This is a genomic window from Nonomuraea sp. NEAU-A123 (assembly GCF_018603905.1).
Lineage (GTDB): Bacteria > Actinomycetota > Actinomycetes > Streptosporangiales > Streptosporangiaceae > Nonomuraea.
Genome location: NZ_JAHFZZ010000044.1, coordinates 1 through 23,083 on the forward strand (window position 1 = coordinate 1; position 23,083 = coordinate 23,083).

22 protein-coding genes and 2 tRNA genes are annotated in these 23,083 nt (G+C 66.2%); 15 read left to right on the plus strand and 9 right to left on the minus strand.

The features are described 5' to 3' along the window. The first annotated feature begins 429 nt into the window (after window positions 1-429). Together KLK06_RS57755 and KLK06_RS57760 are read left to right on the plus strand one after the other, a co-directional pair. Window positions 430-1,758, plus strand: a complete 1,329-nt coding sequence (locus tag KLK06_RS57755; RefSeq protein ID WP_214644430.1) for a 5'-methylthioadenosine/S-adenosylhomocysteine nucleosidase — start codon at window positions 430-432, stop codon at window positions 1,756-1,758. Between the two features lie 269 nt (window positions 1,759-2,027). Then, window positions 2,028-2,684, plus strand: coding sequence for a hypothetical protein (locus KLK06_RS57760; RefSeq protein ID WP_214644432.1), 657 nt, complete (start codon window positions 2,028-2,030; stop codon window positions 2,682-2,684). Between the two features lie 731 nt (window positions 2,685-3,415). Here the strand turns inward: KLK06_RS57760 and KLK06_RS57765 are convergent. After that, window positions 3,416-3,491, minus strand: a tRNA-Arg gene (locus tag KLK06_RS57765). A gap of 1,325 nt (window positions 3,492-4,816) precedes the next feature. Between KLK06_RS57765 and KLK06_RS57770 the strand changes: the two genes are divergently transcribed. Beyond that, entirely contained in the window at window positions 4,817-5,842 is a 1,026-nt protein-coding gene (locus tag KLK06_RS57770) for a M15 family metallopeptidase (protein ID WP_214644434.1), read from the plus strand. On the opposite strand, the gene KLK06_RS62900 is transcribed toward KLK06_RS57770, so the two are convergent. The 4 genes from KLK06_RS62900 to KLK06_RS57785 all read right to left on the minus strand — a co-directional run bounded on the left by KLK06_RS62900 (window position 5,839) and on the right by KLK06_RS57785 (window position 7,901). Next, window positions 5,839-6,048, minus strand: a complete 210-nt coding sequence (locus tag KLK06_RS62900) for an MscL family protein (protein WP_308169026.1) — start codon at window positions 6,046-6,048, stop codon at window positions 5,839-5,841. The two genes, KLK06_RS57770 and KLK06_RS62900, sit on opposite strands and share 4 nt — an antisense overlap. A 26-nt stretch (window positions 6,049-6,074) precedes the next feature. Further along, complete coding sequence (locus tag KLK06_RS62905) at window positions 6,075-6,230, minus strand: MscL family protein (protein WP_308169028.1); 156 nt, start codon at window positions 6,228-6,230, stop codon at window positions 6,075-6,077. 23 nt (window positions 6,231-6,253) lie between these two features. Further along, complete coding sequence (locus KLK06_RS57780; RefSeq protein ID WP_308169029.1) at window positions 6,254-6,922, minus strand: SAF domain-containing protein; 669 nt, start codon at window positions 6,920-6,922, stop codon at window positions 6,254-6,256. Window positions 6,923-7,094: 172 nt separating this feature from the next. Beyond that, the gene (locus KLK06_RS57785; RefSeq protein WP_214644436.1) at window positions 7,095-7,901 is read right to left on the minus strand and encodes an S-methyl-5'-thioadenosine phosphorylase; all 807 of its coding nucleotides are present in this window, start codon (window positions 7,899-7,901) and stop codon (window positions 7,095-7,097) included. A 109-nt stretch (window positions 7,902-8,010) separates the two neighbouring features. Between KLK06_RS57785 and KLK06_RS57790 the strand changes: the two genes are divergently transcribed. Further along, entirely contained in the window at window positions 8,011-10,014 is a 2,004-nt protein-coding gene (locus KLK06_RS57790) for an MFS transporter (RefSeq protein WP_214644438.1), read from the plus strand. Between the two features lie 10 nt (window positions 10,015-10,024). Here the strand turns inward: KLK06_RS57790 and KLK06_RS57795 are convergent, their stop codons facing one another. The 3 genes from KLK06_RS57795 to KLK06_RS57805 all read right to left on the minus strand — a co-directional run bounded on the left by KLK06_RS57795 (window position 10,025) and on the right by KLK06_RS57805 (window position 12,525). Continuing rightward, entirely contained in the window at window positions 10,025-10,357 is a 333-nt protein-coding gene (locus KLK06_RS57795; protein WP_214644440.1) for an FmdB family zinc ribbon protein, read from the minus strand. A gap of 68 nt (window positions 10,358-10,425) precedes the next feature. Beyond that, complete coding sequence (locus KLK06_RS57800) at window positions 10,426-11,931, minus strand: potassium/proton antiporter (RefSeq protein WP_214644442.1); 1,506 nt, start codon at window positions 11,929-11,931, stop codon at window positions 10,426-10,428. A gap of 24 nt (window positions 11,932-11,955) precedes the next feature. After that, the gene (locus KLK06_RS57805) at window positions 11,956-12,525 is read right to left on the minus strand and encodes a 5-formyltetrahydrofolate cyclo-ligase (protein WP_374197212.1); all 570 of its coding nucleotides are present in this window, start codon (window positions 12,523-12,525) and stop codon (window positions 11,956-11,958) included. 24 nt (window positions 12,526-12,549) lie between these two features. On the opposite strand from KLK06_RS57805, the gene galU reads away from it, so the two are divergent. The 11 genes from galU to KLK06_RS57860 all read left to right on the plus strand — a co-directional run bounded on the left by galU (window position 12,550) and on the right by KLK06_RS57860 (window position 21,589). Continuing rightward, window positions 12,550-13,452, plus strand: a complete 903-nt coding sequence (gene galU, locus KLK06_RS57810; protein WP_214644443.1) for a UTP--glucose-1-phosphate uridylyltransferase GalU — start codon at window positions 12,550-12,552, stop codon at window positions 13,450-13,452. Next, window positions 13,439-14,626 carry a gephyrin-like molybdotransferase Glp gene (gene glp, locus KLK06_RS57815; protein ID WP_214644444.1) on the plus strand — a complete coding sequence of 396 codons (1,188 nt, stop codon included), beginning with the start codon at window positions 13,439-13,441 and terminating at the stop codon, window positions 14,624-14,626. The genes galU and glp overlap by 14 nt, the downstream gene beginning before the upstream one ends. Window positions 14,627-14,664: 38 nt before the next feature. Beyond that, on the plus strand, window positions 14,665-15,090 hold the full coding sequence (gene moaC / locus KLK06_RS57820; protein ID WP_246650747.1) for a cyclic pyranopterin monophosphate synthase MoaC: 426 nt from the start codon (window positions 14,665-14,667) through the stop codon (window positions 15,088-15,090). Continuing rightward, window positions 15,087-15,566, plus strand: coding sequence for a molybdenum cofactor biosynthesis protein B (locus KLK06_RS57825; protein WP_214644470.1), 480 nt, complete (start codon window positions 15,087-15,089; stop codon window positions 15,564-15,566). The genes moaC and KLK06_RS57825 overlap by 4 nt, the downstream gene beginning before the upstream one ends. Window positions 15,567-15,622: 56 nt before the next feature. Beyond that, window positions 15,623-16,276 carry a GNAT family N-acetyltransferase gene (locus KLK06_RS57830; RefSeq protein ID WP_214644471.1) on the plus strand — a complete coding sequence of 218 codons (654 nt, stop codon included), beginning with the start codon at window positions 15,623-15,625 and terminating at the stop codon, window positions 16,274-16,276. A gap of 124 nt (window positions 16,277-16,400) precedes the next feature. Further along, entirely contained in the window at window positions 16,401-16,982 is a 582-nt protein-coding gene (locus KLK06_RS57835) for a hypothetical protein (RefSeq protein WP_214644446.1), read from the plus strand. Window positions 16,983-17,042: 60 nt separating this feature from the next. Continuing rightward, window positions 17,043-17,119: transfer RNA gene (locus tag KLK06_RS57840), tRNA-Ala, on the plus strand. A gap of 503 nt (window positions 17,120-17,622) precedes the next feature. Next, window positions 17,623-18,504, plus strand: a complete 882-nt coding sequence (locus KLK06_RS57845; RefSeq protein ID WP_214644447.1) for a sigma-70 family RNA polymerase sigma factor — start codon at window positions 17,623-17,625, stop codon at window positions 18,502-18,504. Window positions 18,505-18,683: 179 nt separating this feature from the next. Further along, the gene (locus KLK06_RS57850; protein WP_214644448.1) at window positions 18,684-19,025 is read left to right on the plus strand and encodes a DoxX family protein; all 342 of its coding nucleotides are present in this window, start codon (window positions 18,684-18,686) and stop codon (window positions 19,023-19,025) included. A gap of 778 nt (window positions 19,026-19,803) precedes the next feature. Beyond that, window positions 19,804-20,418 carry an RNA polymerase sigma factor gene (locus KLK06_RS57855; protein WP_214644449.1) on the plus strand — a complete coding sequence of 205 codons (615 nt, stop codon included), beginning with the start codon at window positions 19,804-19,806 and terminating at the stop codon, window positions 20,416-20,418. Next, window positions 20,411-21,589 (plus strand): CU044_5270 family protein, encoded by a 1,179-nt coding sequence (locus tag KLK06_RS57860; RefSeq protein ID WP_214644450.1) that lies wholly within the window; start codon window positions 20,411-20,413, stop codon window positions 21,587-21,589. The genes KLK06_RS57855 and KLK06_RS57860 overlap by 8 nt, the downstream gene beginning before the upstream one ends. 814 nt (window positions 21,590-22,403) lie before the next feature. Here the strand turns inward: KLK06_RS57860 and KLK06_RS57865 are convergent. Beyond that, window positions 22,404-23,021 (minus strand): ABATE domain-containing protein, encoded by a 618-nt coding sequence (locus KLK06_RS57865; RefSeq protein ID WP_214644451.1) that lies wholly within the window; start codon window positions 23,019-23,021, stop codon window positions 22,404-22,406. Window positions 23,022-23,083: the final 62 nt, after the last annotated feature.

A 23,083-nucleotide genomic window follows, 5' to 3' on the forward strand; every position in this document is an offset into this window, starting at 1 on the left:
CTCTGCTCCGCCGGGCCATGACCAACTTCGCTGTCACCGACCTGGCCGGTCTCGTCCGGATCGTCAAACGCAAGCTGAAGAAGATCCAATACCGGCCCCACCTGCTCACCGGCTGCCTGGCCCAGACCGGACTCACCCTCGATACCCCGACAAAGCCATGACCGACTCTACGAATTCAACCTGTGTGGTGTGGTTGAACAGCGGAATCCAGGCGCGATAAGACAGCAACAAGGCTCCCGGTCGGGGCATCGGACATTGGTCAACTTCTCCCTTAGCGGGAGCCTCCCTCTCAGCTGCCACCGCTCTCCGCATCTCGCTCCAACAAGTCCCGTCATAAGCGAACTATCTTAATTTCCTGACAACCGCATGATTGGCAAGGCCTCTGACGCTAAGCTCGAGCCGGGGCAATCAGTGGAGCGGGAGGGACTCATGGAGCACTCAAAATATGGTCAGACGGTCGTTATTCTGACTGCGCTAGACCTCGAATATAGTGCCATTCGAGCTCACCTGACTGACTTGGCGACGGAGCAGCATGATTCCGGCACGCTGTTTGAGGTCGGGTACGTACCGAATCTCACATGCCGGATCGTGCTCGCCGTGACGGGTGAGGGCAACACAAGCGCCGCCGTGATCGCCGAGCGGGCCATCGCTCAATACGGCCCAGCGGCCTTGCTGTTCGTTGGCGTCGCCGGTGCTCTCAAGGACGACATTGCCCTGGGCGACGTTGTGGTGGGCACTAAGATTTATGATTTTCAGGGCGGCAAAGCCGAAGACGGAGGCTTTTATGCACGGCCGCGAGGCTGGGAGGCCCCGCATGAGCTGGTGCAGGCCGCCAGACACATTGCCCGTACCGACATTTGGGTAGAGCGCATACCGGCTGATGCGCGTGACCGCAAGGTGCAGGTGCACTTCAAACCCGTAGCGGCTGGCGATGTCGTCCTCAACTCTCGTCAAGCGCCACTAGCTCAGCAACTGCATCAGCACTACAACGACGCGGCGGCCATCGAGATGGAAAGCGCGGGCGCAGCTCACGCGGCCCATTGCAATCGTTCTCTACCTGTCCTCACCGTCAGAGGTATCAGTGACCTCACCGACGGCGAGAAGCACTACGCCGATAAGGATGGCTGGCAGCACACAGCTGTGGCGCGCGCGGCCGCCTTCGCTCTCACACTCGCTGGGCAAGTGCCTCATGCAATCAAGTCCGATGCGGGAAAATTTTCCACTAAGTGGATTCTGGGGAAAGGCATAGTCCTAGGATTGGCCATAATTGCCGTAGTGGCATTGATAGTTAAAATGGTGCCGGAGAGTACGCCCGGCCCTGCCGCTGCGAGAACTGAGGCGGCTCCGTCGTCCTTCTATGATGGAAGTGGCAACGCGCTCGAGGCCCCTCCTGCGGGTTCTATCTGGAATGGGCCTCTGATCATTCATCGACAGGGAGTGAGGATTAAAGGTGATCGGCCTGTGCCTGATACGGAAAATCAGGGTGCCAATATAGCTCGTACAGGAGAAGGGCTAAAGATTGGCAATGGAAATATTGCAGCTTTTTGGAGCGAACAAAAGCCAATCAGTCGTGATGGCTGCGTCTCTAAATTGGAGACAATGGCTTTGTCGCCGTACTCGGCGATCACAAATGAGCAACTGCAGGTGGGCTTGCAGGTCTGCGTAGAATTCCAGGCAACTCATGTTGCTTACATGAGGATCACGGGATTTGATGACGAGTCTGTTTCTGTGCAACTGCACCTGTGGAGAAAGGCGTGATAAAAGATTTATGTGCGCGGACTGGATGCGTTCGATCTCAGCGGTCAGTAAACGGCCCGATATGCGGACGCTGGAGAAGGCATGATCCCGTTACGGTCGGTCGGGGTCAAGTAGCGGCAGGGCCGAAATGGGGGAACGTACTACCCGCTCCGATCAGAAGAGAGCCGTCCACTTGAAACCCCGTTATAGGCGGGTGCCCCCACAAGCTGGATTGATTGAGTCGATCAGAGGACGATGTTACGTGGTCCGATCGATGCAGGAGGCAGCCCGTGCGTGAGTTTGCCATCGGCGTGATCAGTTCGCTGGCCGCCACTGTCGTCGCCGTAGTCGTTGGATGGCTCGGCCTCTCCTGGCCCAGGAGAACGCTCACGAGACTACTAGCCAAGGTGACTGGCACCGGCCTGCTGCGCGTATATGCCCAGCAGAAGGTAGCCAACATTGATCTCGCCGCGGACCTGCGCGAGGCCCGCTGGGTGCGGGTCCTCGCACCACGTGGCAACGAGTTGACCCGCGACAGCTTCCAGCCTCTATGGCAGGGCAACAACGAGCATCTCGAGTCAGTGCAGGTGCTGCTGCCCGATCTGGTGAGCAGGTGGGTCTACGTCCGCGAGCAGGAGCTGCGCCAGAGTGACCCCGGGTTCGAGCAGGAGTTACTCGCCAAGCAGATCTCAGCTAACATCGACTATTTGACGGCGGTAGCCGCCCGGAATCCCGCCGTCGCCCTGCGCTTGTTCGACGCTCCACACACCGGCCGTCTCGTCGTCACAGACCGACTCGTTTACCTCACGTTGTACGTGGGACGCGGGCATGGCCGGAACTCCCCCTGCGTCGTCGCAGGCAAGGGCGGTCTACTGTACGAGCATGCGTTGGAGCAGTTCATGCTGCTCTGGCGGGTTTCCTCGCCACCGGCGCCCAAGCCTGTCTAGATTATGGGTTCACCGGGGGATCCTGATGGGAGATCGCCGGACTTGTAAAGGTTGTGGGTGGTGACGATTGAGTGGGACGCGGACAACGTTCTCAGAGGCGCCCCCGGTCGTGAAGAGGTGAGAAACGAGGACAAGCAGATCCGGGCACGCGAGCAAGGCCCGGTCGGTGTCCAGGCTGGGGACTGAGACGCGTGTGTATGGCCACAACTGGCACGGTTGCGGCCGCTGCTGCGTTGACGGATGCTTGGATACCCGGTGGTGGTGCTGAGCCAGCCTGATCTGCCCTACCTGCGGCTGCTGGCAGACCTTCCTAGCACAGGTGCTTGGCGCGCTGGCGCGATCTACCGGTCCACCGGAGAACGGCTTAATGCGCGCCGAGCGTGTTGGGAGCAGCCGTTCCTTGACGCTCGCTACAGAGCCCGTTCATCGAGCTGGCGGACATGGCGCTCGACTAGACACAAGGCTCCGGAAGAGCCTTGGGTGGAATACGCCAGCAGAAACCGCGGGTTGTGGGACATCGGAGTTGGCGGTGCCGTATCGAGGGGATGCCAACTCGCGGTTCTGACGGCGATGTAGAGAGTCCAATGCCTCCCCACGTTCACGCCGTTGTGGGAGGGCATTGGGAAGAACTGGCCGCAAGCGATCGACGGCAGTCGTACACCACCGGATACTTCAGGAAGCCTCTAACGCTTGTTACCGCTGGTCAGAGGCGCTGCACTACTGGTAGGACCTGGTGCCCCCGGCAGGATTCGAACCTGCGGCACCCGCTTTAGGAGAGCGGTGCTCTATCCCCTGAGCTACGGAGGCGGACTCCGTAAGCCTAGCGAAACTACGGCAGTGCGTGGGACGTCGGGCGGGGGTGAGTTTGGTGGGGTGGGTCATGGGTGCTCTGAGCTGCAGTAAAGGCATGGCAAGCGATCAGATTGTTGCTCGTCCCGCGTGGATAGCGTCGGTCTGTGACCAGAAGGCGACGTAGTCAGGTGCGTAGGCGGCCTGTTGTGTTGATTGCGGCTGTGTCGGCGCCGGGGATCCTCGCTGGGGGGTTGTTGGCGGGGGAACTCACCGGGTACGAGCGGGCGGCGGCGCAGCAGGGGATGCGGGTTGATGTCGTGGCTCGGATGGCGTTTGAGCCGGTTTTGGTGCCTGCGCCTGCTCGGCCTGAGCGGTGGTACGAGGGGGTGGTGCCGGCGGTTGTGCGGGTTGTCGCGCCCGCGCCGGAGCCGCCGGAGCAGGCGGACGTGGTGGTGCCTTCTGCGCCTGTTGTTGTGGAACGGCGTGCGGCCGAGCCTGTGCATAAGGAGCGGGCGTGTGCGGGGGAGTGGGTGGATACGTGGCTTTGGGATGTGTGTCGGGAGCATGAGCGGCGGCCCGGGCGGGATGTTAATGAGAGACAGGAGGTGGCTGATGGTCAGGAGGCGATTGAGGGAGGTGGGGCTGACGTGGGGGAGGGGTGGCCTTCTTGATGTGTTCGCTGAGGATGTGGTGCTTGTCGGGTCTCGGTGCAGTGCTGGGGTTGCTTCGGGGGGCCGGGTGTGACGCTGGCGTGGGTGAGGGTTGTGGTGCATAGCTGCCGGTGTACGGGATGGAGGCTCGGTCTGGGATGTCCTCCGAGATGGGTTGTCGTTCGCGCGGTGCGTGGCTCGTGGAGGTGTCCGCCATATGGTCCGTGCTTCGGTGTGGATGCGGGCTCGGCTGCCGTCTCTGAGGCATGCCCATGAAGCCGAGTGCGCGTTGAGGCAAGTGTGAGTTGTGCGGCAGTTGCCTGCCTGCCTGTCTGACTGACTGCCTCAGCGTCCGTGGACGTCGAAGTGGCCTCCGTGAGTGCCCATGGTCGATCATGCGCCCCGGCGCCCGGGGTGTGGGTTGAATGTCCGTTCAGATGGGTCTGCAGTAAGGGTGTGCTTGTCTGTCTGAGATGTACCCGTCGTACCTGGGGTGACAAGCGTATGAAGGCAGGCGGGAGGGGTGGTGGGCGTACAAAGTGGTTCTTACACGTCATAACAGCTCTTCAGAGTTCGGTCCGGGCACTCCAGGGGCTGTAGTAACGTGCGTGCCGGACCCTGGTAACAGAGTTGCAAACGGAGGAGTCGACAGTGCCATCCCCTCGGTCAGCGGGTCTGATCGCGGTTGTCATGGCCATGACTTCCCTGTTCGGGCTACCTATGGCCGCTCCCGCGCATGCCGATCGGCGGGATCCGGCGGGCCTTACCGAGCTCCGCAAGGAGGCCGAGAAGTCGGCCAAGGAGCTTGAGGACGCGACCAAGGCGCTGGAGAAGCGTCGTAACGACATCGCCACCGCTGAGAAGGAACTGACGGGCAAGCTGAACGCCCTGCAGGAGGCGGAGAAGAAGCTTGCCGTGATTCGGCAGCCGGTGTCGCAGATGGCTGAGTTGCTGTACGAGCAGCCGGTCGGGGGCGATGGGATTGCGCCGTTCCTGTCTGGTGATGCTGATGCGGGGACGTTGCGGGCCATGACCAGCACCGCTCATATCGTGGCGAATCGGCAGCAGGTGGTTGAGCAGACCAGCACGCTCTACAAGGAGACCGAGCGGCTGGCCGGCGAGGCGCAGGAGCTGCGGGCGTCGAATCTGCTGGCTGAGGCGCAGATGGCGGCGGAGATCGACACGCTCAGGCAGCGGTCCGACAAGATCGTGAAGTCGTTGACCGCGGCGCTGGTGAAGTTGGGCATCAAGGTTGACAAGGTGGGGCGGGCGGCGCTGGGGTGCAATCCGCTGCGGGCGGCGACGGCTAACTCGTATCCGAATGGGTTGATCCCGAAGGCGATGTTGTGTCCGTTGCAGCAGAAGGGGATGAGCCTCAGGGCTGATGCGACGATCGCCTTTGTCAGCTTGAATGAGGCCTACAGGCGGCGGTTCGGCAAGCAGATGTGTGTGACTGACGCGTACCGCAGTCTGGCTGAGCAGCAGTCGGTTTACTATCGGCGGCCGGGGTTCGCGGCGGTGCCGGGGCGGAGCAACCACGGTCTCGGGCTGGCTGTTGACCTTTGTGGCGGGGTGGAGCGGTTCCGGTCGGTGGAGTTCGTGTGGATGGAGAACAACTCCAAGAAGTATGGGTGGTTCCATCCGTCCTGGGCGTACAGCAGTCCGTTCGAGCCGTGGCATTGGGAGTACGACCCGAAGATCGACTCGGTTCTTTAGACGGGGGCGACCTCGGCGCAGCAATGGGCGCAGCGGGTGGCGGCGTTCGGGATCTCGGATAGGCACTCGGGGCAGCTCCGATGGGTGATCTCCTCTCTGGTGGCGGCACCGTTTTTGTAGCGGGTGTACGGCTTGACGACCAGGAAGTAGACGACCGCCGCGATCAGTAGGAACGAGATCACGGCATTGATGAACTCGCCGTACATGAAGTTGGAACGGCCGACTGTGAACTTCAGGGTTGAGAAGTCGGGGGGAAGGCGGAGATCAGCGGCGTGAGCAGGTGGGTCACGAACGAGTTGACGATGGAATTGAAGGCCGCGCCGATGACCACTGCTACGGCCAGGTCGATGACGTTCCCCTGCATGAGGGACTTCTTGAATCCGCTCATGATCTGAAAGTGTAGTTGAGTTATTACTTAAGGTGAGGCTTGATGGTGATGGACAGCCGGCCTCCTGCTTGGGCGGCGGCCAGCTGGGTTGCTTGGGACGGGGTGGTGGCCAGGACGATCAGGGCGCCGTGGTCGTCGTCGGCCTTGGGGATGGTCACGACGGTGACGTCGTCGGCTACCAGTTGGGCCGGCTGGCCTTCCCAGGCCGCCAGGACGCCGATCGTCGAGCCCGGGGCGATCAGCTGGGCCGTGTCGGGGTCGGCGAGGCGTACCGGGGTGGCCACGGTGCCGGGTGGCAGGGGGAGCGAGTGGAGCAGGCGTACGTCGGTTAGGGGCTCGCCACGGCGCATGGCGCCGGCCAGCACGCGGCCGATGGCGCCCGAACGGACCGCGCCGGATGGGGGTGGGGTGAGGGCGGCTGGGCGGAGGTCGCCGGGCTTGAGGACGCCGGGGGAGAGGTCGTGGGTCGCGACCAGTGCTGAGGGGGTGTGGGTGGGGCGTAGGGCGATATATGCGGATAGGACGCCGAAGCCTGCGACGGCTGCGGCGACCAGCCGGCGACGACGCCCGAGCCGCCCAAGCGGGCCGAGCCGGCCAGGTCGTCCAGGCCGCCCGGGCGGCTGGCGACGCGCGAGTCGCGTCCACCCGGCCCCGGCTGCGGCCGTGGTCCCTGCCGCGGAGCTCCCGTTCACGTCCACGATGCTCCGGTCATGTTCGTGCCGTTCTTGGTCACGCTCGTGAGGTTCCCGTCGCTGCGGGTCCGGCCCCTGATGGTGCGGGTGGCGTCCGGGCTGTTCCCGGTCATGCTTCCGCCTCTGAGGGGTCCGCTTCCGATGGTCTCGGCGGCGGTCGCGTCGTTCCAGGTCATGGCAGTTCGAACGGGAGCTTGATGCCGTCGAGTGCCGTCCCGCACGCGCACGTTCGCTCGCCCGGCAGCGCCTGAACAGCGTCGGCGACCAGAGTCCGCATACGCGTCACATTCCGCGCGAAGAACTCCATCACCTCCTCATGCGTCACGCCATCCCCGGCCTCGACCCCGGCGTCGTGGTCGGTCACCAGGGCCAGCGATGTGTAGCAGAGCGCCAGCTCGCGGGCCAGCACGGCCTCCGGGAAGCCGGTCATGCCGACGATCGTCCAGCCGTTGCCCGCGAACCATCGTGACTCCGCCCGGGTGGAGAAGCGTGGGCCCTCGATCACCACGAGTGTGCCGCCGTCGACCGTGTCCCAGCCGCCCGCCTGCGCGGCCGTCACGGCCACGGAGCGGCCCGAAGGGCAGTAGGGGTCGGCGAACGACACGTGGACCGCGCCGTCGATGTCGTAGTAGGTCTGGACTCGTCCTGACGTACGGTCGACGAGCTGATCGGGGATCACGATCGCCCCCGGTCCGTGCTCGATCCGGAGCGAGCCCACAGCGCTGGGCGCGAGCACCTGGCGGACGCCGAGGGAGCGCAGTGCCCAGAGGTTGGCCCGGTAAGGGATGCGGTGGGGTGGAAAGCGATGATCCCGTCCGTGTCTGGGGATGAACGCCACGGTGCGCGCGCCGATGCGCCCGACCGTGACCACGTCGCTGGGTGGCCCGTAAGGGGTGGCGACCTCTATCTCCTCCGCGTCGTCGAGCAGGGAGTAAAAGCCCGAACCGCCGATAACGCCGATGTCTGCACGAGTGACCATGGCGCCGAGATTAGCGGCATCGATCGAGGGGGAGCAGGGCCTGAATGGCGTTCTGTGGATAACTTGCTTCACTGCGTTAGTACACGTGTGCGAAGAGTAGTATCTTCGCATGCGCCAAAGGGGTCTCGGCCTGATCATCGTCGCGCTTATGCTCGGCATGCTGCTGGCGGCGCTCGATCAGACGATCGTGTCGACCGCCCTGCCGAGGATCGTCAGTGACCTCGGCGGCCTGGAGCAGCTTTCGTGGGTGGTGACGGGCTACCTGCTCGCTTCGACGGTCTCCACGCCGCTCTGGGGGAAGCTGGGCGACCAGTACGGCCGTAAAAGGCTGTTCCTCGCGGCGATTGTCATCTTTCTCATCGGATCGGCGCTCTGCGGCCTGAGCCAGAACATGGGCGAGCTCATCCTCTTCCGCTCGATCCAGGGTCTGGGCGGCGGCGGCCTCATGGTGCTGGCCCAGGCGATCGTCGGCGATGTCGTGTCGCCCCGCGACAGGGGGAAATACCAGGGGTTCTTCGGCGGGGTCTTCGCGCTCGCCAGCATCGTGGGCCCGCTGCTCGGCGGTCTGTTCGTCGACCATCTCAGCTGGCACTGGGTCTTCTACATCAACCTGCCCCTCGGGGCGGTCGCGCTGTTCGTGATCGCGACCGTGCTGCCCGGAGACAGTACGCGGACCAAACACAAGATCGACTATGTGGGCATCGTGCTGCTCGGCGGTGCCACGTCCTGCCTGGTCCTGATCGCCACCTGGGGCGGCACCATCTATCCGTGGGCCGATCCGGTGATCATCGGGCTCGGGGTGGCGGCCGTCGCCCTGCTCGCCGGGTGGTTGTTCGCCGAACGACGAGCGGCTGAGCCGGTTCTGCCGCTCGGGCTGTTCGGGCTCAGGGCGTTCTCGATGTCGTCGCTCGTCGCGTTCGTGGTGGGGTTCGGGATGTTCGGGGCCCTTATCTACCTTCCGCTGTATTTGCAGGTGGTTCACGGGGTTAGTGCGACTCTGTCCGGGGTGTATCTGCTGCCGATGATGGCTGGCATGTTCACGATGTCCATCGTGAGCGGTCAGATCATCGCCAGGACCGGTAAATACCGCTTCCTGCCCATCGCGGGCACGGGCATCGCCACGGTCGGGTTGCTCCTGCTCGCCACGCTGACCGAGCACACCACACTGCTGAGGCTGGGGCTGTTCCTGCTGGTCCTGGGCGTGGGGCTGGGGATGACCATGCAGGTGCTGGTGATCATCGTGCAGAACGCGGTGCACTTCAAGAATCTCGGCGTGGCCACCTCGGGCGCCACGTTCTTCCGGATGATCGGCGGGTCGTTCGGCGTCGCCACGCTCGGCTCGGTCTTCACCGCCCGGCTCGACTCCGACCTGCGTGCGCTGCTGGCCACGACCAGGCTGCCGGCGGGCTTCGATCCGGCGCGCGTCCAGCAGGATCCCACGACCATCCAGCGGCTGCCGCCGGCGCTCGTGGCAGACTTCCTGCATGTGTACGCTGACGCGATCGCCGCCGTCTTCCGGGTGGCGGCGCCGGTCATGTTCGTCGCCTTCTTGATCAGCTGGCTGATTCCACAGCAGCGCCTCAGGCAGACGACCAAGGCGACCGACCTGGGCGAGGTCATGGGGGGCACCTCGGCGGAGCGGTCATCGCTGGAGGAGGTCGAGAGGGGTCTCGTACGCCTGGCGGACGCCAACTTGCGCAGGGGCTTCTACGACCGGCTGGGCGACTTGGCCGGATTGACCGACGTCCCGCCGCAAGGCGTCTGGATCCTGGCGCGGCTCGGCGGGGAAGGCTGGGTCAAGGCCGCAGACCTGGCGGAGCGCGCGAACGTCAGCAGGGAGCAAGGCCGCCCCTTCGCTGACCAGCTGATAGCCGATGGCCTCGTCGAACGGTCGCCGGACGGGGATTCGCTTCGGCTGACGGAGGAGGGGCAGCGGGCCGCTCTGAGGATGTTGCGGTGCTCATCCGAGGGCTTGAGCAGGCTCGTCGCAGACTGGGGCCCCAACCAACAACTGGAGCAACTCGTCGAACGAGTCGCCTCGGCCCTACTCGGCGCCAACACCGACTGCCCGCGAGAGACGGGGCAGCGCAGAGCGCCACAGGGTAGGGCCTGACGGCGAGTGCCTACTTGGAGGCGGATGCGGCAGCAGGGGCGGGGGACGTCGTGGACTTCGACTCGGACGACTTCGAAGAAGACTCGGACGGCTTCGAGTCGGCGGGCTTGCTCTCGCCCGACTTCCCGTTGGACGACGAAGAAGAGGCGGACGAAGCAGCCGACGAGGCCCGGTTGTCCGTGCGATAGAAGCCCGAACCCTTGAACACGATCCCGACGGCGGAGAACACCTTACGTAGGTTCCCCTGGCAGGCCGGGCACACGGTCAGCGCATCGTCGGTAAATTTCTGAACGACCTCGAGCTGGTCACCGCAGTCGTTGCAGGCGTACTGGTAGGTCGGCACGCGCTCCTCCTTCAAGTTCTGGCACTCGAGCGATGCGACTGCTAATGGTAACCGATTAGGTCAAACGTCTATTCCGAACCGCGTTCTCCGTACCATCCAGCCAGCTTGCCCCGGCGGCTGACGGCCCGCATGCGGCGTTCGACCTCGTCGCGGCAGGCCGCCGTGGCGACCACGAGGAGCTGGTCGTCCGCCCTGACCCGGGTGGTGCCCGAGGGGACGAACGATTTGCCGTCGCGGACGATGAGCGTGACGGCGGCCCCGGCCGGCAGGCGTAGTTCGAAGATCTCGACGCCGTGCAGCTGGGAGCTGGGCGGCACCTTGATCTGCAGCAGGTCGGCCTTCAGCTCTTCCAGCGGTGCCGACTCCACCTCCAGGTCGTGCGCCTCCCCGGGAGTGGCCACGCCGAGGATTCTGGCCACGAACGGCAGCGTCGGCCCCTGCAGCAGCGTGAACACCATCACGATCACGAAGACCTCGTTGAAGATCTCCTTGGAGCCCTCGACGCCGGCGGCCCACGGGATGGTCGCCAGCACGATGGGGACCGCTCCGCGCAGTCCTGCCCAGGACAGGAACGTCTGCTCGCGCCAGTTCGTCCGGCCGAGGCGCAGCAGCCGGGCCACCTGCGAGCTGATCATCACCGACAGCGGCCTGGCCACGAGCGCCAGGACCGTTCCCGCGATGAGGCCCGGCACGATCGCCGACGGCAGCTCCTTGGGGCTGGCCAGCAGTCCGAGCATCACGAACAGCCCGATCTGCGCCAGCCAGGCGGCCCCTTCCGCGAACCCCCTGGTCGCCGCCCGGTGCGGCAGCCGCGAATTGCCCAGGATCAGCGCCGTGAGGTACACGGCCAGGAAGCCCGAGCCGTGCAGCAGCACCGCGCCGCCGTACGAGACGAAGGTCAGCGCCAGGACCGCGATCGGGTACAGGCCCGAGGCGGGCAGGGCGACGCGGCGCAGGGCGTACGCGCCGGCGGGCCCGATGGCCAGGCCGACCGCCGCACCGATGAGCAGCTCCGTCCCGGTCCGCAGCAGGAACGAGCCGAGCGTCGGCGACGAGTGCGTGGCGCTGCTCAGCAGCATGACCGCGATCACCGTGGGCGCGTCGTTGAAGCCCGACTCCGCCTCCAGCACGCCGGCCAGGCGCGACGGCAGCGGCAACCGCCGCAGCACCGAGAACACGGCGGCGGCGTCGGTGGAGGCAAGCACCGCGCCGAGGATCAGCGCGGCGTTCTGGTCGACCCCCAGCAGCCCTTGTACGGCCAGCGCCACCACCACGATGCTGACCGCCACGCCCAGGGTGGCCAGGATCAGGGCCAGCGGCACCGAACGGCGCACATGGCTCCAGTTGGTGGTCAGACCGCCCTCCGCCAGGATCACCGCCAGCGCGCTCAGGCCGATCTGCTGGGCCAGCTCCGGGTTGTTGAACGGGATGCCGACCCCGGAATCGCCCAGGACCAAGCCCAGACCGAGGAACAGCAGGAGGCTGGGCAGGCCGGTGCGATGCGCGATGCGGACGGAGGCGATGGCCGCGATGACGATGGCGGCACCCAGAAGAAGCCAGACATCAAGTGTCATCTGGCCCCCTCCTGTGTGTTTCGTTCACATAAGCCTAGTGAGTTCTCTGGGTGTGACTGCCCATCGCACCCGCTGATCGTGTGGTTCGGCCGGGACGTCGTCGATCAGCTCGCCGTCGTGCAGGAGGGCGACTGTGGGGACGTTCGGTCCCACCCTGGCCAGGGCGCGGTCGTACGAGCCGCCGCCGCGGCCGAGGCGTACCCCTGACTTCCTGTCCACGGCGAGAGCGGGGACGATCACGAGGGCGGCCGTGCGGATCGCGTCGACGCCGCGCCGGGTGTCGACCGGCTCCATGATGCCGAAACGGCCGGGCGCCAGCGTGTCGGGGCCGTCATAGACCGCCCAGTCGAGGTCGTCGTCCTCCCGCAGCACGGGCAGGATCACGGTCGCGCCGTGCTTCCACAGCGCGAACACCAGCCCGTGCGTCTCCGGCTCCGCCCCCGTGGACCAGTAGCAGGCCACCAGCCCAGCCATTTGCGCCCACGGCTGATCGAGCAGCGTTTCGCGAACCTTCGCGGCGTTTACCCGCAATTGCTCCGGGGAGAGGAACCCACGTGCCGCGAGCAGCTCACGGCGCAGTTTCATCTTGTCCACAGATACCTCCACTAGGGTCTACTCATGGCTGACTTCGACCCTGTGACGAAAGCCGTCGTGCCCGCCGCAGGTCTGGGCACCCGATTCCTTCCGGCGACCAAGGCGACACCCAAGGAGATGTTGCCCATCGTCGACAAGCCCGCGATCCAGTATGTCGTCGAGGAGGCGGCCTCCGCCGGGCTCCTCGACCTCCTCATGGTCACCGGCAAGAACAAGCGCTCGATCGAGGACCACTTCGACCGCGCCTTCGAGCTGGAAGAGGTGCTGGAGGCCAAGGGCGACGAACATCGGCTGTCCCAGGTCCGCGACCCGGCCGCCCTCGCGACCCTGCATTACGTACGGCAGGGCGAGCCGAAGGGGCTCGGGCACGCGGTGCTCTGCGCCAAGCAGCACGTCGGCGACCACCCGTTCGCCTGTCTGCTCGGCGACGACCTCATCGACTACCGCGACAAGCTGCTCGAACGCATGATCCAGGTGCGCCACACCTACGGTGGCAGCGTGATCGCGCTGATGGAAGTGCCCAAGGAGCAGGTCTCGCTCTACGGCGTGGCCACGATCGAGCCCACCTCCGAGCCGGACGTCGTACAGGTGACCGACCTCGTCGAGAAGCCGCCGGTGGACGAGGCGCCCTCCAACTGGGCGATCATCGGCCGCTACGTGATCGACCCGGCCGTCTTCGAGGTCCTCGAGAACACCCCGCCGGGCCGCGGCGACGAGATCCAGCTCACCGACGCGCTCCGCACGCTCGCCGCGCGAGGCTCTGAGGAGGGCGGGCCGGTCCATGGCGTGCTGTTCCGCGGCCGCCGCTACGACACCGGCGACAAACTCGACTATCTGCGTACGGTCGTGAAGTTCGCGGCCGACCGGCCCGACCTGGCGCCTGAGTTCGTGCCGTGGTTGCGGGAGTTCCTCGATGAAATCAGTTGACGCGCATCTGGCCCACATCCTGGCCACCGTGCGTCCACTCGCTCCACTCGAACTCGACCTGGAACAGGCCCTGGGCACGACGCTGGCCGAGGAGGTCTCCTCGCCGGTGCCGCTGCCGCCGTTCGACAACTCGGCGATGGATGGCTATGCCGTACGGGCGTGTGATGTCGTCGATGTCCCGGTCACGCTGCCGGTGATCGACGACGTGGCCGCCGGATCGAGCGAGCTGCGAGCGGTCGGTCCCGGACATGCCGTACGCATCATGACAGGGGCGCCCCTGCCCGCGGGCGCCGACGCCGTGGTGCCGGTGGAGTGGACGAACGGCGGGACCGTCTCCGTCACGATCGACCGCGCCGCCGTCGCAGGCAACGCCATCCGCCGGGCGGGCGAAGACGTACAAGCCGGTGAGGTCGTCCTCAAACCGGGCACGGTCATCGGGCCCGCGCAGCTCGGCATCATTGCCGGGGTGGGTCGGCGCCGCGTCCTGGTACGCCCGCGTCCGCGCGTCGTGGTGCTGTCGACCGGCGCCGAACTGGTCGAACCCGGCCTGCCCCTAGGGCCAGGACAGATCTGGGATTCCAACAGCGTGACCCTGACCGCCGCCGTACGCGAGTCCGGCGCCGAAGGCTTCCGCGCGGCCACCGTCGGTGACGATCCCGCCGCCTTCCTCGACCAGCTCGACGCGCAGCTCGTACGCGCAGACGCGATCGTCACCAGCGGCGGCGTCTCGATGGGCGCCTACGAGCCGGTCAAGGAGGCGCTCACGCCGCTCGGCACGGTCGACTTCGAGAAGGTCGCGATGCAGCCCGGCATGCCGCAGGGCTTCGGCGTCGTGGGCGAGGACCAGGTGCCGATCTTCGCGCTGCCCGGCAACCCGGTCTCGTCGTTCGTCTCGTTCATGCTTTTCGTACGGCCGGCGCTGGCGAAGATGCGCGGCCTGCCAGCGGGACCGCCGGAAACGCTGTCCGCCCAGGTCGCCGAGCCGTTGCGGTCACCGGCGGGGCGGCGGTCGTTCCTGCGCGGCGTGCTGTCGTCCGACGGAACGGTGTCGCCGGTGCGCGGGCAGGGCTCGCACCAGTTGGCCGCGCTGGCCTCGGCCAACGCGCTGATCGTCGTACCGGAGGACGTGACCGAGGTGCCTTCCGGGGCTGTCGTGGAGGTGATCCGGCTTTGACGGAGTTCACCCATCTCGACGAGACCGGCGCGGCGCGCATGGTCGACGTGTCCGGCAAGGAGGTCGGGGCGCGTTCGGCCACGGCCACCGGGCGGGTGCTGCTGTCGTCCGCGGTGGTGGAGCTGCTGCGGTCGGGTGAGGTGCCCAAGGGTGACGCGCTCGGGGTGGCGAGGATCGCCGGCATCATGGGCGCCAAGCGGACGCCCGACCTGATCCCGCTCTGCCATCCGATCGCGCTGCACGGGGTCAAGGTGTCGCTCGATGTCGAGGATTGGGGGGTCGCCATCACCTGCCGGGTGAAGACGGCCGACCGTACCGGCGTCGAGATGGAGGCGCTGACGGCGGTGTCCGTGGCGGCGCTCGCGTTGATCGACATGGTCAAGGCGGTCGATCCCGCCGCGGTGATCACCGACGTGCGGGTGGAGGAGAAGGTGGGCGGCAAGACCGGGTTGTGGACGCGGTGATCCGCGCGCTCGTGGTGACCGTGTCCAACCGCGCGTCAGCCGGGATTTACGCCGATAAATCGGGACCGCTCCTGGTTTCGTTGCTTTCGGCGGCCGGGTGCGCCGTGGAGGGGCCCGTCGTGGTGCCCGATGGGGAGGCGGTCGAGGCCGCACTCCTTGACGGCGTTTCGGAGGGGTACGCGGTGATTGTGACGACCGGGGGGACCGGGCTGACACCGACCGATCTGACGCCGGAGATGACGGCCCGGGTGATCACCCGCGAGATTCCCGGAATCGCGGAGGCCATCCGGCAGGCGAACCGCGACAAAGTGCCCACCTCGATCCTGTCCCGTGGTCTCGCGGGCCAGGCCGGTGACACGTTGATCGTCAATCTGCCCGGATCCTCCGGAGGCGTACGGGATGGCGTGGCCGTACTGGCTCCCGTTCTTCAGCACGCGGTCGATCAGATTCGCGGCGGCGATCACCCGCGCTCTTAGCGTGCGGAGAGTCACCACTATTGATCCGTGGCGACATCGTGCCCGATAGGGGGATGATGAGAGATGTGGATCGACTTCGTGGCTGGCCGGCGGTTCTCAACGAGGGCCCGGTAGGCCTGCGACCGCTGCGGCTGGCCGACGTACGTGTGTGGCGAGAGACGCGGTTGCGCAACGCCGAGTGGCTGCGTCCCTGGGAGCCCAGTAATCCGGAGACTCCCCTGTTCAGAACGGGTCTTGGCCCGTACATCTCCATGGTCGGCACCCTGCGCCGCGAAGCCAGGCAGGGCCTCGCGCTGCCCTGGGTCGTCACGTACGGTGGCCGCTTCGCGGGACAGCTCACCATCGGCGCGATCGTCTGGGGCTCGGCCCGCTCCGCACAGGTGGGCTACTGGATCGACGGCGCGCTGGCCGGCCAGGGCATCACCCCGACCGCACTCGCGATGGCCGTCGACCACTGCTTCTTCACCACCGGCCTGCACCGGCTGGAGGCGAACATCCGCCCCGAGAATCAAGCCAGCCGCAGGGTGGTTGAGAAGCTCGGATTCCGGGAAGAAGGCATTCGGCGTCGTCAACTTCACATCGATGGAGCCTGGCGCGACCACATTTGCTACGCGTTGACCGTCGAGGACGCACCCGGCGGGCTGCTCGTACAGTGGCGTCGCGCGCGTGAGTCAGCCGCTCATGGTGGGTCTCCAGTAGAAGAGGTTTGACGATCTCGCGACACACCGCACCGAATGCTCGTCAATTAGTGACACGCGGTCTTACGGTGCGTGACGTGAGCACATCGAAGACGCCAGCAGCACGCAGGCGTTTTTGTGGTGCCCGGAGGTCGCCGTGAGCATCCTCCTCTACCTTGCCATCGTCGTTATGTGGCTGTGTGTCCTGGTCCCGATGTGGTTGCGCAGGGACAAGACGAACCTCGCCGAGCTGGTGGAGCTCGAGGAGTACTACACCGGCGAACACCAGCTGCCAGACCTCTCGCAGCAGCCCGCCGATCTGGTGGAGCAGAGCGACGAGGACGCGCCTGAGTTCGAGCGGGTCGATCCACGGCAGTTCCGCGCCAGGCGCCGCGCGATCATCGTGGCCCGGCGCCGGCGGCTCCTCTTCTTCACCGCCCTGCTCGTGATCGCCTCGGTGGTCACCGCCGCGGTCAAGGTGATCCCGTGGTGGAGCGTCGCGCCCGCCGGGGTCATCATGCTGGCATATATGACGTTCCTTCGGATCGCGGTGCAGGTCGACCGCGAACGGCGCGATCGCGTGCTCCAGGCCCGCGCTCGACGGCTGCGTGAGCAGCGGCGGGTGGCGGAGCTGGCAGCCGAACAGGCACAGGCCGAGATCATCGACCTCGCGGCCCGGCAGGGGGATGTGCTGTTCGATCAGTACGCGGAGCCGCCTCGGCGGGCGGTTGGAGACTGAGCGGGGAGCGAATGGATGGCGCGAGGACTGCTGGGAGTTTGCTAATCTGGTCGAGTCCATGGGGATGTAGCGCAGTCCGGTAGCGCACTTCGTTCGCATCGAAGGGGTCAGGGGTTCGAATCCCCTCATCTCCACCAGGGGCCGTTCTTGAGACGGCTGGACTGAGGTTGACGGGATCCCGTCTGATCATTGCGATCAGGCGGGATCTCGTCGTTTCGGGGGTTTCCGAATCGGTTTCGTCCTGGTTTGGGAGCCGCGGAGCAGGTGTCCGGGAAGGCCCGGGTGATGTCAGGGCGCTGGTGGAGGTCGGAGTTCGCGTCGCTGGGCATGCCGATGCCGGCTCCGAAGTCACACTCGCGCGGCGCGTTCACGCCATGCAGTCCCGCAACTCCATGCTGTAAATGGCAAGGCACTAGCAGTCACTGCCGAACGCAAGATCCTTCTCACCGCAGCCGCCGCTCACCGGACAACCCCCTGCGGAAATGTCAGTCGGCTCTGCCAGGGTGACCTGATCACGAACATCGATCATCGCCAAGCGCCTGCAGCTTGACGGTGTCAGGCGTACGTCATGACTCCTCTATGGGTCGCTATGTCGATAAGTATCGTTCTCCTTTGACGCTGGTTGACGGAGGTATGTGACGTGGACGAACATCCTTGGCTGACAGAGCGGTTCGCCGAGCATCGCTCGCATCTCCGCGCGGTGGCTTTTCGGATGCTCGGATCGCTGAGCGAGGCCGACGACGCGCTTCAGGACGCCTGGCTGCGCGCCAGCCGCGCCGATGTCAGCCAGGTGCAGAACATTGCCGGATGGCTGACCACGGTGGTGGCTCGGGTGTGCCTGAACATGCTGCGCTCGCGTGCTAACCGCCACGAGGAACCGCTGGACATCCAGGCGGCTGATCCGTTGCTGGGCCCTGCGCTCACTGGGAATCCCGAACAAGAGGTGGTGATGGCCGACTCGGTGGGGGTGGCGCTGCTGGTGGTGCTCGACACCCTGAGTCCGGCTGAGCGGCTCGCCTTCGTGTTGCACGATCTGTTCGCCGTGCCCTTCGAGGAGATCGCTCCCATGCTGGAGCGATCACCGGAGGCGGCCCGGCAACTGGCCAGCCGTGCCCGCCGCCGCGTCAAGGGTGCCGCACCCGCGCCGTACGTCGATCTGACCCGCCAGCGGGAGATCGTCGAAGCCTTCCTGTCCGCCACCCGCGGCCGGGATTTCCAAGCTCTGATCACGCTGCTCCACCCCGATGTCATGCTCCGGGCGGACAAGGCCGTCATGCTGACCGCCGAGCCTGTCGTGGTCCACGGAGCCGAGCCCGTCGCCAAGGGCGCGATGGCCGCCATGCAGCGGGCCCAGTTCACCGGACCCGCCCTCATCGACGGCGCCGTTGGCCTCGTGATGGCTCTCCACAGCCACCTGCGTGTGGCACTCACGTTCACGATCGTCGACGACCTCATCACCGCCATCGACGTCATCGCAGAACCCGATCGTCTCGATCGACTCAATCTGGCAGTCCTCGACTGAGGGGTTGGGAGGTGGGATCACTTGGATCCACCTCCCAACCGCCGGGCTCCTCGCATATGACGCAGATCACATTCGCCGTCGGTCACATCGCTGTATGACGCCGGGTCAAGGCAGTGACGGACTCACCGATCACGCCGCTGCGGCCCCGGCCCAGCGTCACCGAAGCAAGGAGCGCCCAAATGGTTCACGTTATCGTCACCGTTCTCGCCGCCGCCTGGGTGGCTTTCTCCGCCTACGCCATCCTCACTCGCGCAGCGTGGGTCGTCCAACCGCTGGCAGCGTACGGTGTCCCGAGCTCATGGTGGCCCTGGCTCGGTGCCGCCAAGGCTGCGGGGGCAGCGGGCCTGCTGGTCGGCCTGTTCGTGCCCGTGATCGGCACTTTGGCCGGAATCGGCCTGGTTCTGTACTTCGTCGGGGCCGTCATCACTGTGCTCCGGGCACGCTCCTACGCGACTGTCGCCTACCCGCTGCTGTACCTCGTGCCGGTTGTTGCCGCCCTCATGCTGAGATCCGCCGCCTGACGGCACAGCCAGAGCCCAGGCCGACTGTCCACCCAGAACCACCCCGGTACCCCTCGCCGCACGCGAGGAGTACCGGGGTTTGAGTTTTCACGACCGTGACCAACCGCTGCAGGCGGCGGGAAATGATCACGTCCGACCCGGGAAGCGATCATCACCCACCCGGACTCGGTGCAGGTCACGCCTACTCGTGAACACCCCACCAACGGATAAGGCCCGGTTCCAGATCATGGACCGGCCTTTTTGCTGGTCAGGCTGGATGAGGGCTGCCAGTGATGCGATCGGCTGGCGGTGCGTACTCCAAAGGGCTCAGGGCTCGAGTCAGCGAACGTCTTCAGAGCTACTTGTAGTGGGCTGGGGCCAGGAGCGGGCTCGCTTGACCGGCAGCCATGAGGTGAGGAGGGGCGCCGGCCCGGTCGGATTCGAGGGTGCCGCCCTGCCAGCCGGAGCCGGTCCAGCGGGCGTGACATGGTGCGTAGGCAGCTCTGCTCTCATGCCCCGCCCAGGTGGCCGGGTAGCCAATGCACGGCGCTGAGCCGGTCACGACGTTCGCCTCGCCGCCGACGTTGGCCGAGGTGAACCGCCCCAGCGCCGCCCAGTTCTTCCGGAGCCTGCGTGGATCCCGCCGGTGAACTTCCCGGCCAAAGCACCAACAGGAGCGGCCGTAGGGGCGTGAAGAAGAATCTGAGGTTTCGCCAAGTAGAGATGTGATCCGAAGACCGACCACAACAGCCACGCGACCCCGCGAAGCGTTCCCGCAGGGAGGAGTGGAGGAATTCGTATGAGCTCGTTACAGGATGTGAGCGATCTTCCGCGAGAAACCGAGGACGCGAACCTGCTCAAGGAGTCCCTCCGCATCCCCGAGCGGTTCGAGGCGCTCTACGACCGCTATTTCGCGGAGATCCATCGATTTGTCGCCGGCCGGTTGGGCACGCAGACCGCCGACGACCTGACCGCGGAGATCTTCCTGGCGGCATTCCACGGCCGCGCACGCTTCGACGCGCACCGTGGCGTCGTCCGCGGCTGGCTGTACGGCATCGCCACCAACGTCGTCGCGCAGCACCGCAGAAGCGAGTCGCGCCACCTGCAGACCCTGCGTCGTACGGCGGCGGAGGACGTGGTCGACGCGGTCGACGCCGGGCACGAGGATCTGGTCGCTCGCCGTCTGACGGCCGCAGGCGTGCAGGAGCAACTCGCGTCCGCCCTGGGCGCGATCCCAGATGCCGACCGCGACGTGCTGGTGCTCCTCGCGCTGGCGGAGCTCAGTTACGAGGAGATCGCGCAGGCCCTCGACATACCTCCGGGAACCGTCGGATCCCGGCTCAACCGGGCCCGCAAGAAGCTGCGAGCCGCCCTCGGCGGCGTCAATCCCATGTTTGGAGGAGCAGATGGATGACCTGACCGCGATCCGGGAGCTGCTCTCGGCACCGCCCGTTTCCCCCGAGGTGGTGGCGGACGGCCGGACCCGGCTCGCCACCGCCTTCGCCAGTACGCCGAAGCCAGCCAACCTGAGGAGCCTTGAGATGACTGAAGAAACCCCTGTCCACCAGGACAAACGCCGGGCGATGCGGACGGCCCGATGGACCGCTCTCGGCGTCGGCCTGCTCGGCGCCGCGGCGGCCGTGACCCTTGTGGTCACGTCGGGAACCTCGGCAGGAGCGCCGGGTACGCGGCCCGCCGCTCAGGCGCCGTCCGTACAGCCCATCAAGAAGCTGTCGGCCCAGCAGGTCCTCCTGGCGGCCGCGACCTCGGCCGCGAAGACACCTGCGGACGGGGCGTACTGGGTCCGCAACAGCGTTACCGGCAAGCAGCGAGTCGAACCTGGCGGCAAATACACCCTTGAGATGACCACCTTGCTGGAGACGTGGGTTTCTCAAGTACCCGGCCAGCCCACCTGGTTCATCAACCAGAACCTGGGGATCAAACCGGCGACGCCGCAGGACGAGGAGGCGTGGCGGGCGGCCGGCTCTCCGCACAGCTGGACCTACCCGGGTACAACCGTCACCAAGCGCGGCAAGTCCTTCAAGACGCCGAGCGTGACGCTGCAGAGCAAGCCGGGCGAGCCCGTGACCACACGGGTGGACAGCGACAAAACCGACTCGTCGGTGGGCAAGCCCATGACGCGGGCCGCGCTGAGCGAACTGCCGACGACCCCCGACGGCCTGAGGGACTACCTGAAGACGGTCATCGCCAAGCAGTGGGGCGCGGAATACGCGCACGTGGACGTGAACGCCGAGCTCTACCAGACCGGCACGCACATCATCATGGATGTTCCCGCTCCGCCCAATGTGCGGGCGGCGGCGTTTCGCATGCTCGCCTCGCTGCCCGGTGTGAAGGCAGAGGGCGAGGTCACTGACCCGCTGGGCCGCACCGGCCAGGCCGTCAGCCTCCCGCATAGCAATGGGGAGGGCCGGCTCATCATGAACACGGCTACGGGGGAGCCGCTGGCGTTCGTGACGACCATCAAGGAAGCCCGTGTCTTCGTGGCGATCAAGAAAGCCCGCTGGACCGACGACAAGCCTGACCTGTCTGCCAGCCAACGCGGCTCGGACGACCCGCCCGCCTAACGCCGCAGGCTGCCTTGCCCGCGTCTTGGGGGCGACGTGGGACAGGCAGCCACCCGATCGGCGGGAGGCAAAGGTACGACCGCGAGGACCTGCGCCGACGCCTTGCCGAAGAGCCCGGCGTGCCGGTCACTCATCTGCTGGCCGAGATCCGCGAGCGCGGCTACACCGGCAGCGCCAACCTGCTGGTGCGAACAGGCATCTCTCACGGCCCTCCACTTACTAGTACGGTCCCACTCCCGGGATCAGCACAGCAGCCGGTATCAAGAAATGGGCGATAGGTACGAGCACGAGAGATACCACTAGGCCACGTCCCTCGCCACGAGGGGGAGCGTCCCGCAAACGATCGAGAAGCGGGAGGGACGCATGTCGCCCTGTACGACCAATACCTCGAAGCGGACGTGAAGATTGCGCCGCCGCTCCTGATCGCGGAATTCGTGGAGCGGCTCCTGCGGCGCTGGCCAGAAGAGGGCGAGGCGGATGAGGACGATATTCCCTAGGCAGCATCTCCGCTGATCAGGGGCGCGGCAGGCCCCTATATCCACGTCCCGATGGCGTACAGTCGCGCGGCGGAAACCTCGGCGTACGCGGTCCACGTTGCGGGTCCAACCCGGTCTGCACTGCTACGACCATCAAGAGGATCGGCTCCGGACCTCGTAACCACGGTCAAGCCTGCCGCGCCGAGACGAGCAGCCCATCCGACCTGGGCAACGATCACGCCGATCTAGGGAAGCGATCTTCCAGGTCGCTGCTGCATCCCAGGTCACACCCACTCGTGAACACCCCACTGGTCGCCACGGGGAAGATCCCGAGGCGGTCAGGACCCGGGCAGATCTCGGGCAGTCGTGGCGTTGTGGCGCTGGTAGTGGCGTGCAGCCCGGGCGCGGTTGCCGCATGACGGCTTGCACCACTCCTGTCGTCCGTGGCTCTTGACGAAGTAGCGTACGCAGCGCGGTGCGTTGCAGGCCCGCAACTGCTCACGCCGCGGACCGCTCAGGAAATCGATGGCGGCCCGCGCCAGGGCTGCGATCAGCTGGACACTTGCGTCGCGCTCGGTCGACAACACTTCCGTACGGGGTGCCCCGCCCGCGGGCCAGTCAAGTTGCGGGACGATTGCTTCACGGGCGGCCGCCGCGTTGAGGTGCGCCAGCGCCTGCTCAACGGGCACCAGCAGGTGGGCGTCGGCCCGGCTTGGCGGTGCCGGGCTGACCGCTTGCGCGAACAGTGCCCGCACGGCCCGGCGCAGCCCGACGATCTCGCCCCTCAGCCTCTCGTCCATCGAGAGTCCTGCGATATCGACGTGGCCGCCCAGCAAGTCGGCCTGCTGGTGGATCCAGCGGGCCGTGCTCTGCACCGTTGCCAGATCGTCGGCGACACCGCCGTTGCCGTCGTGGCGAATCGTGCTCGCCAGTTCCAGGGCCGGCCAGCGTTCCACTCGATCCTCCTGGTTGCTTACGTCCGCTCCATACCCTATGGTCCCTAACGCTAAATCCTATT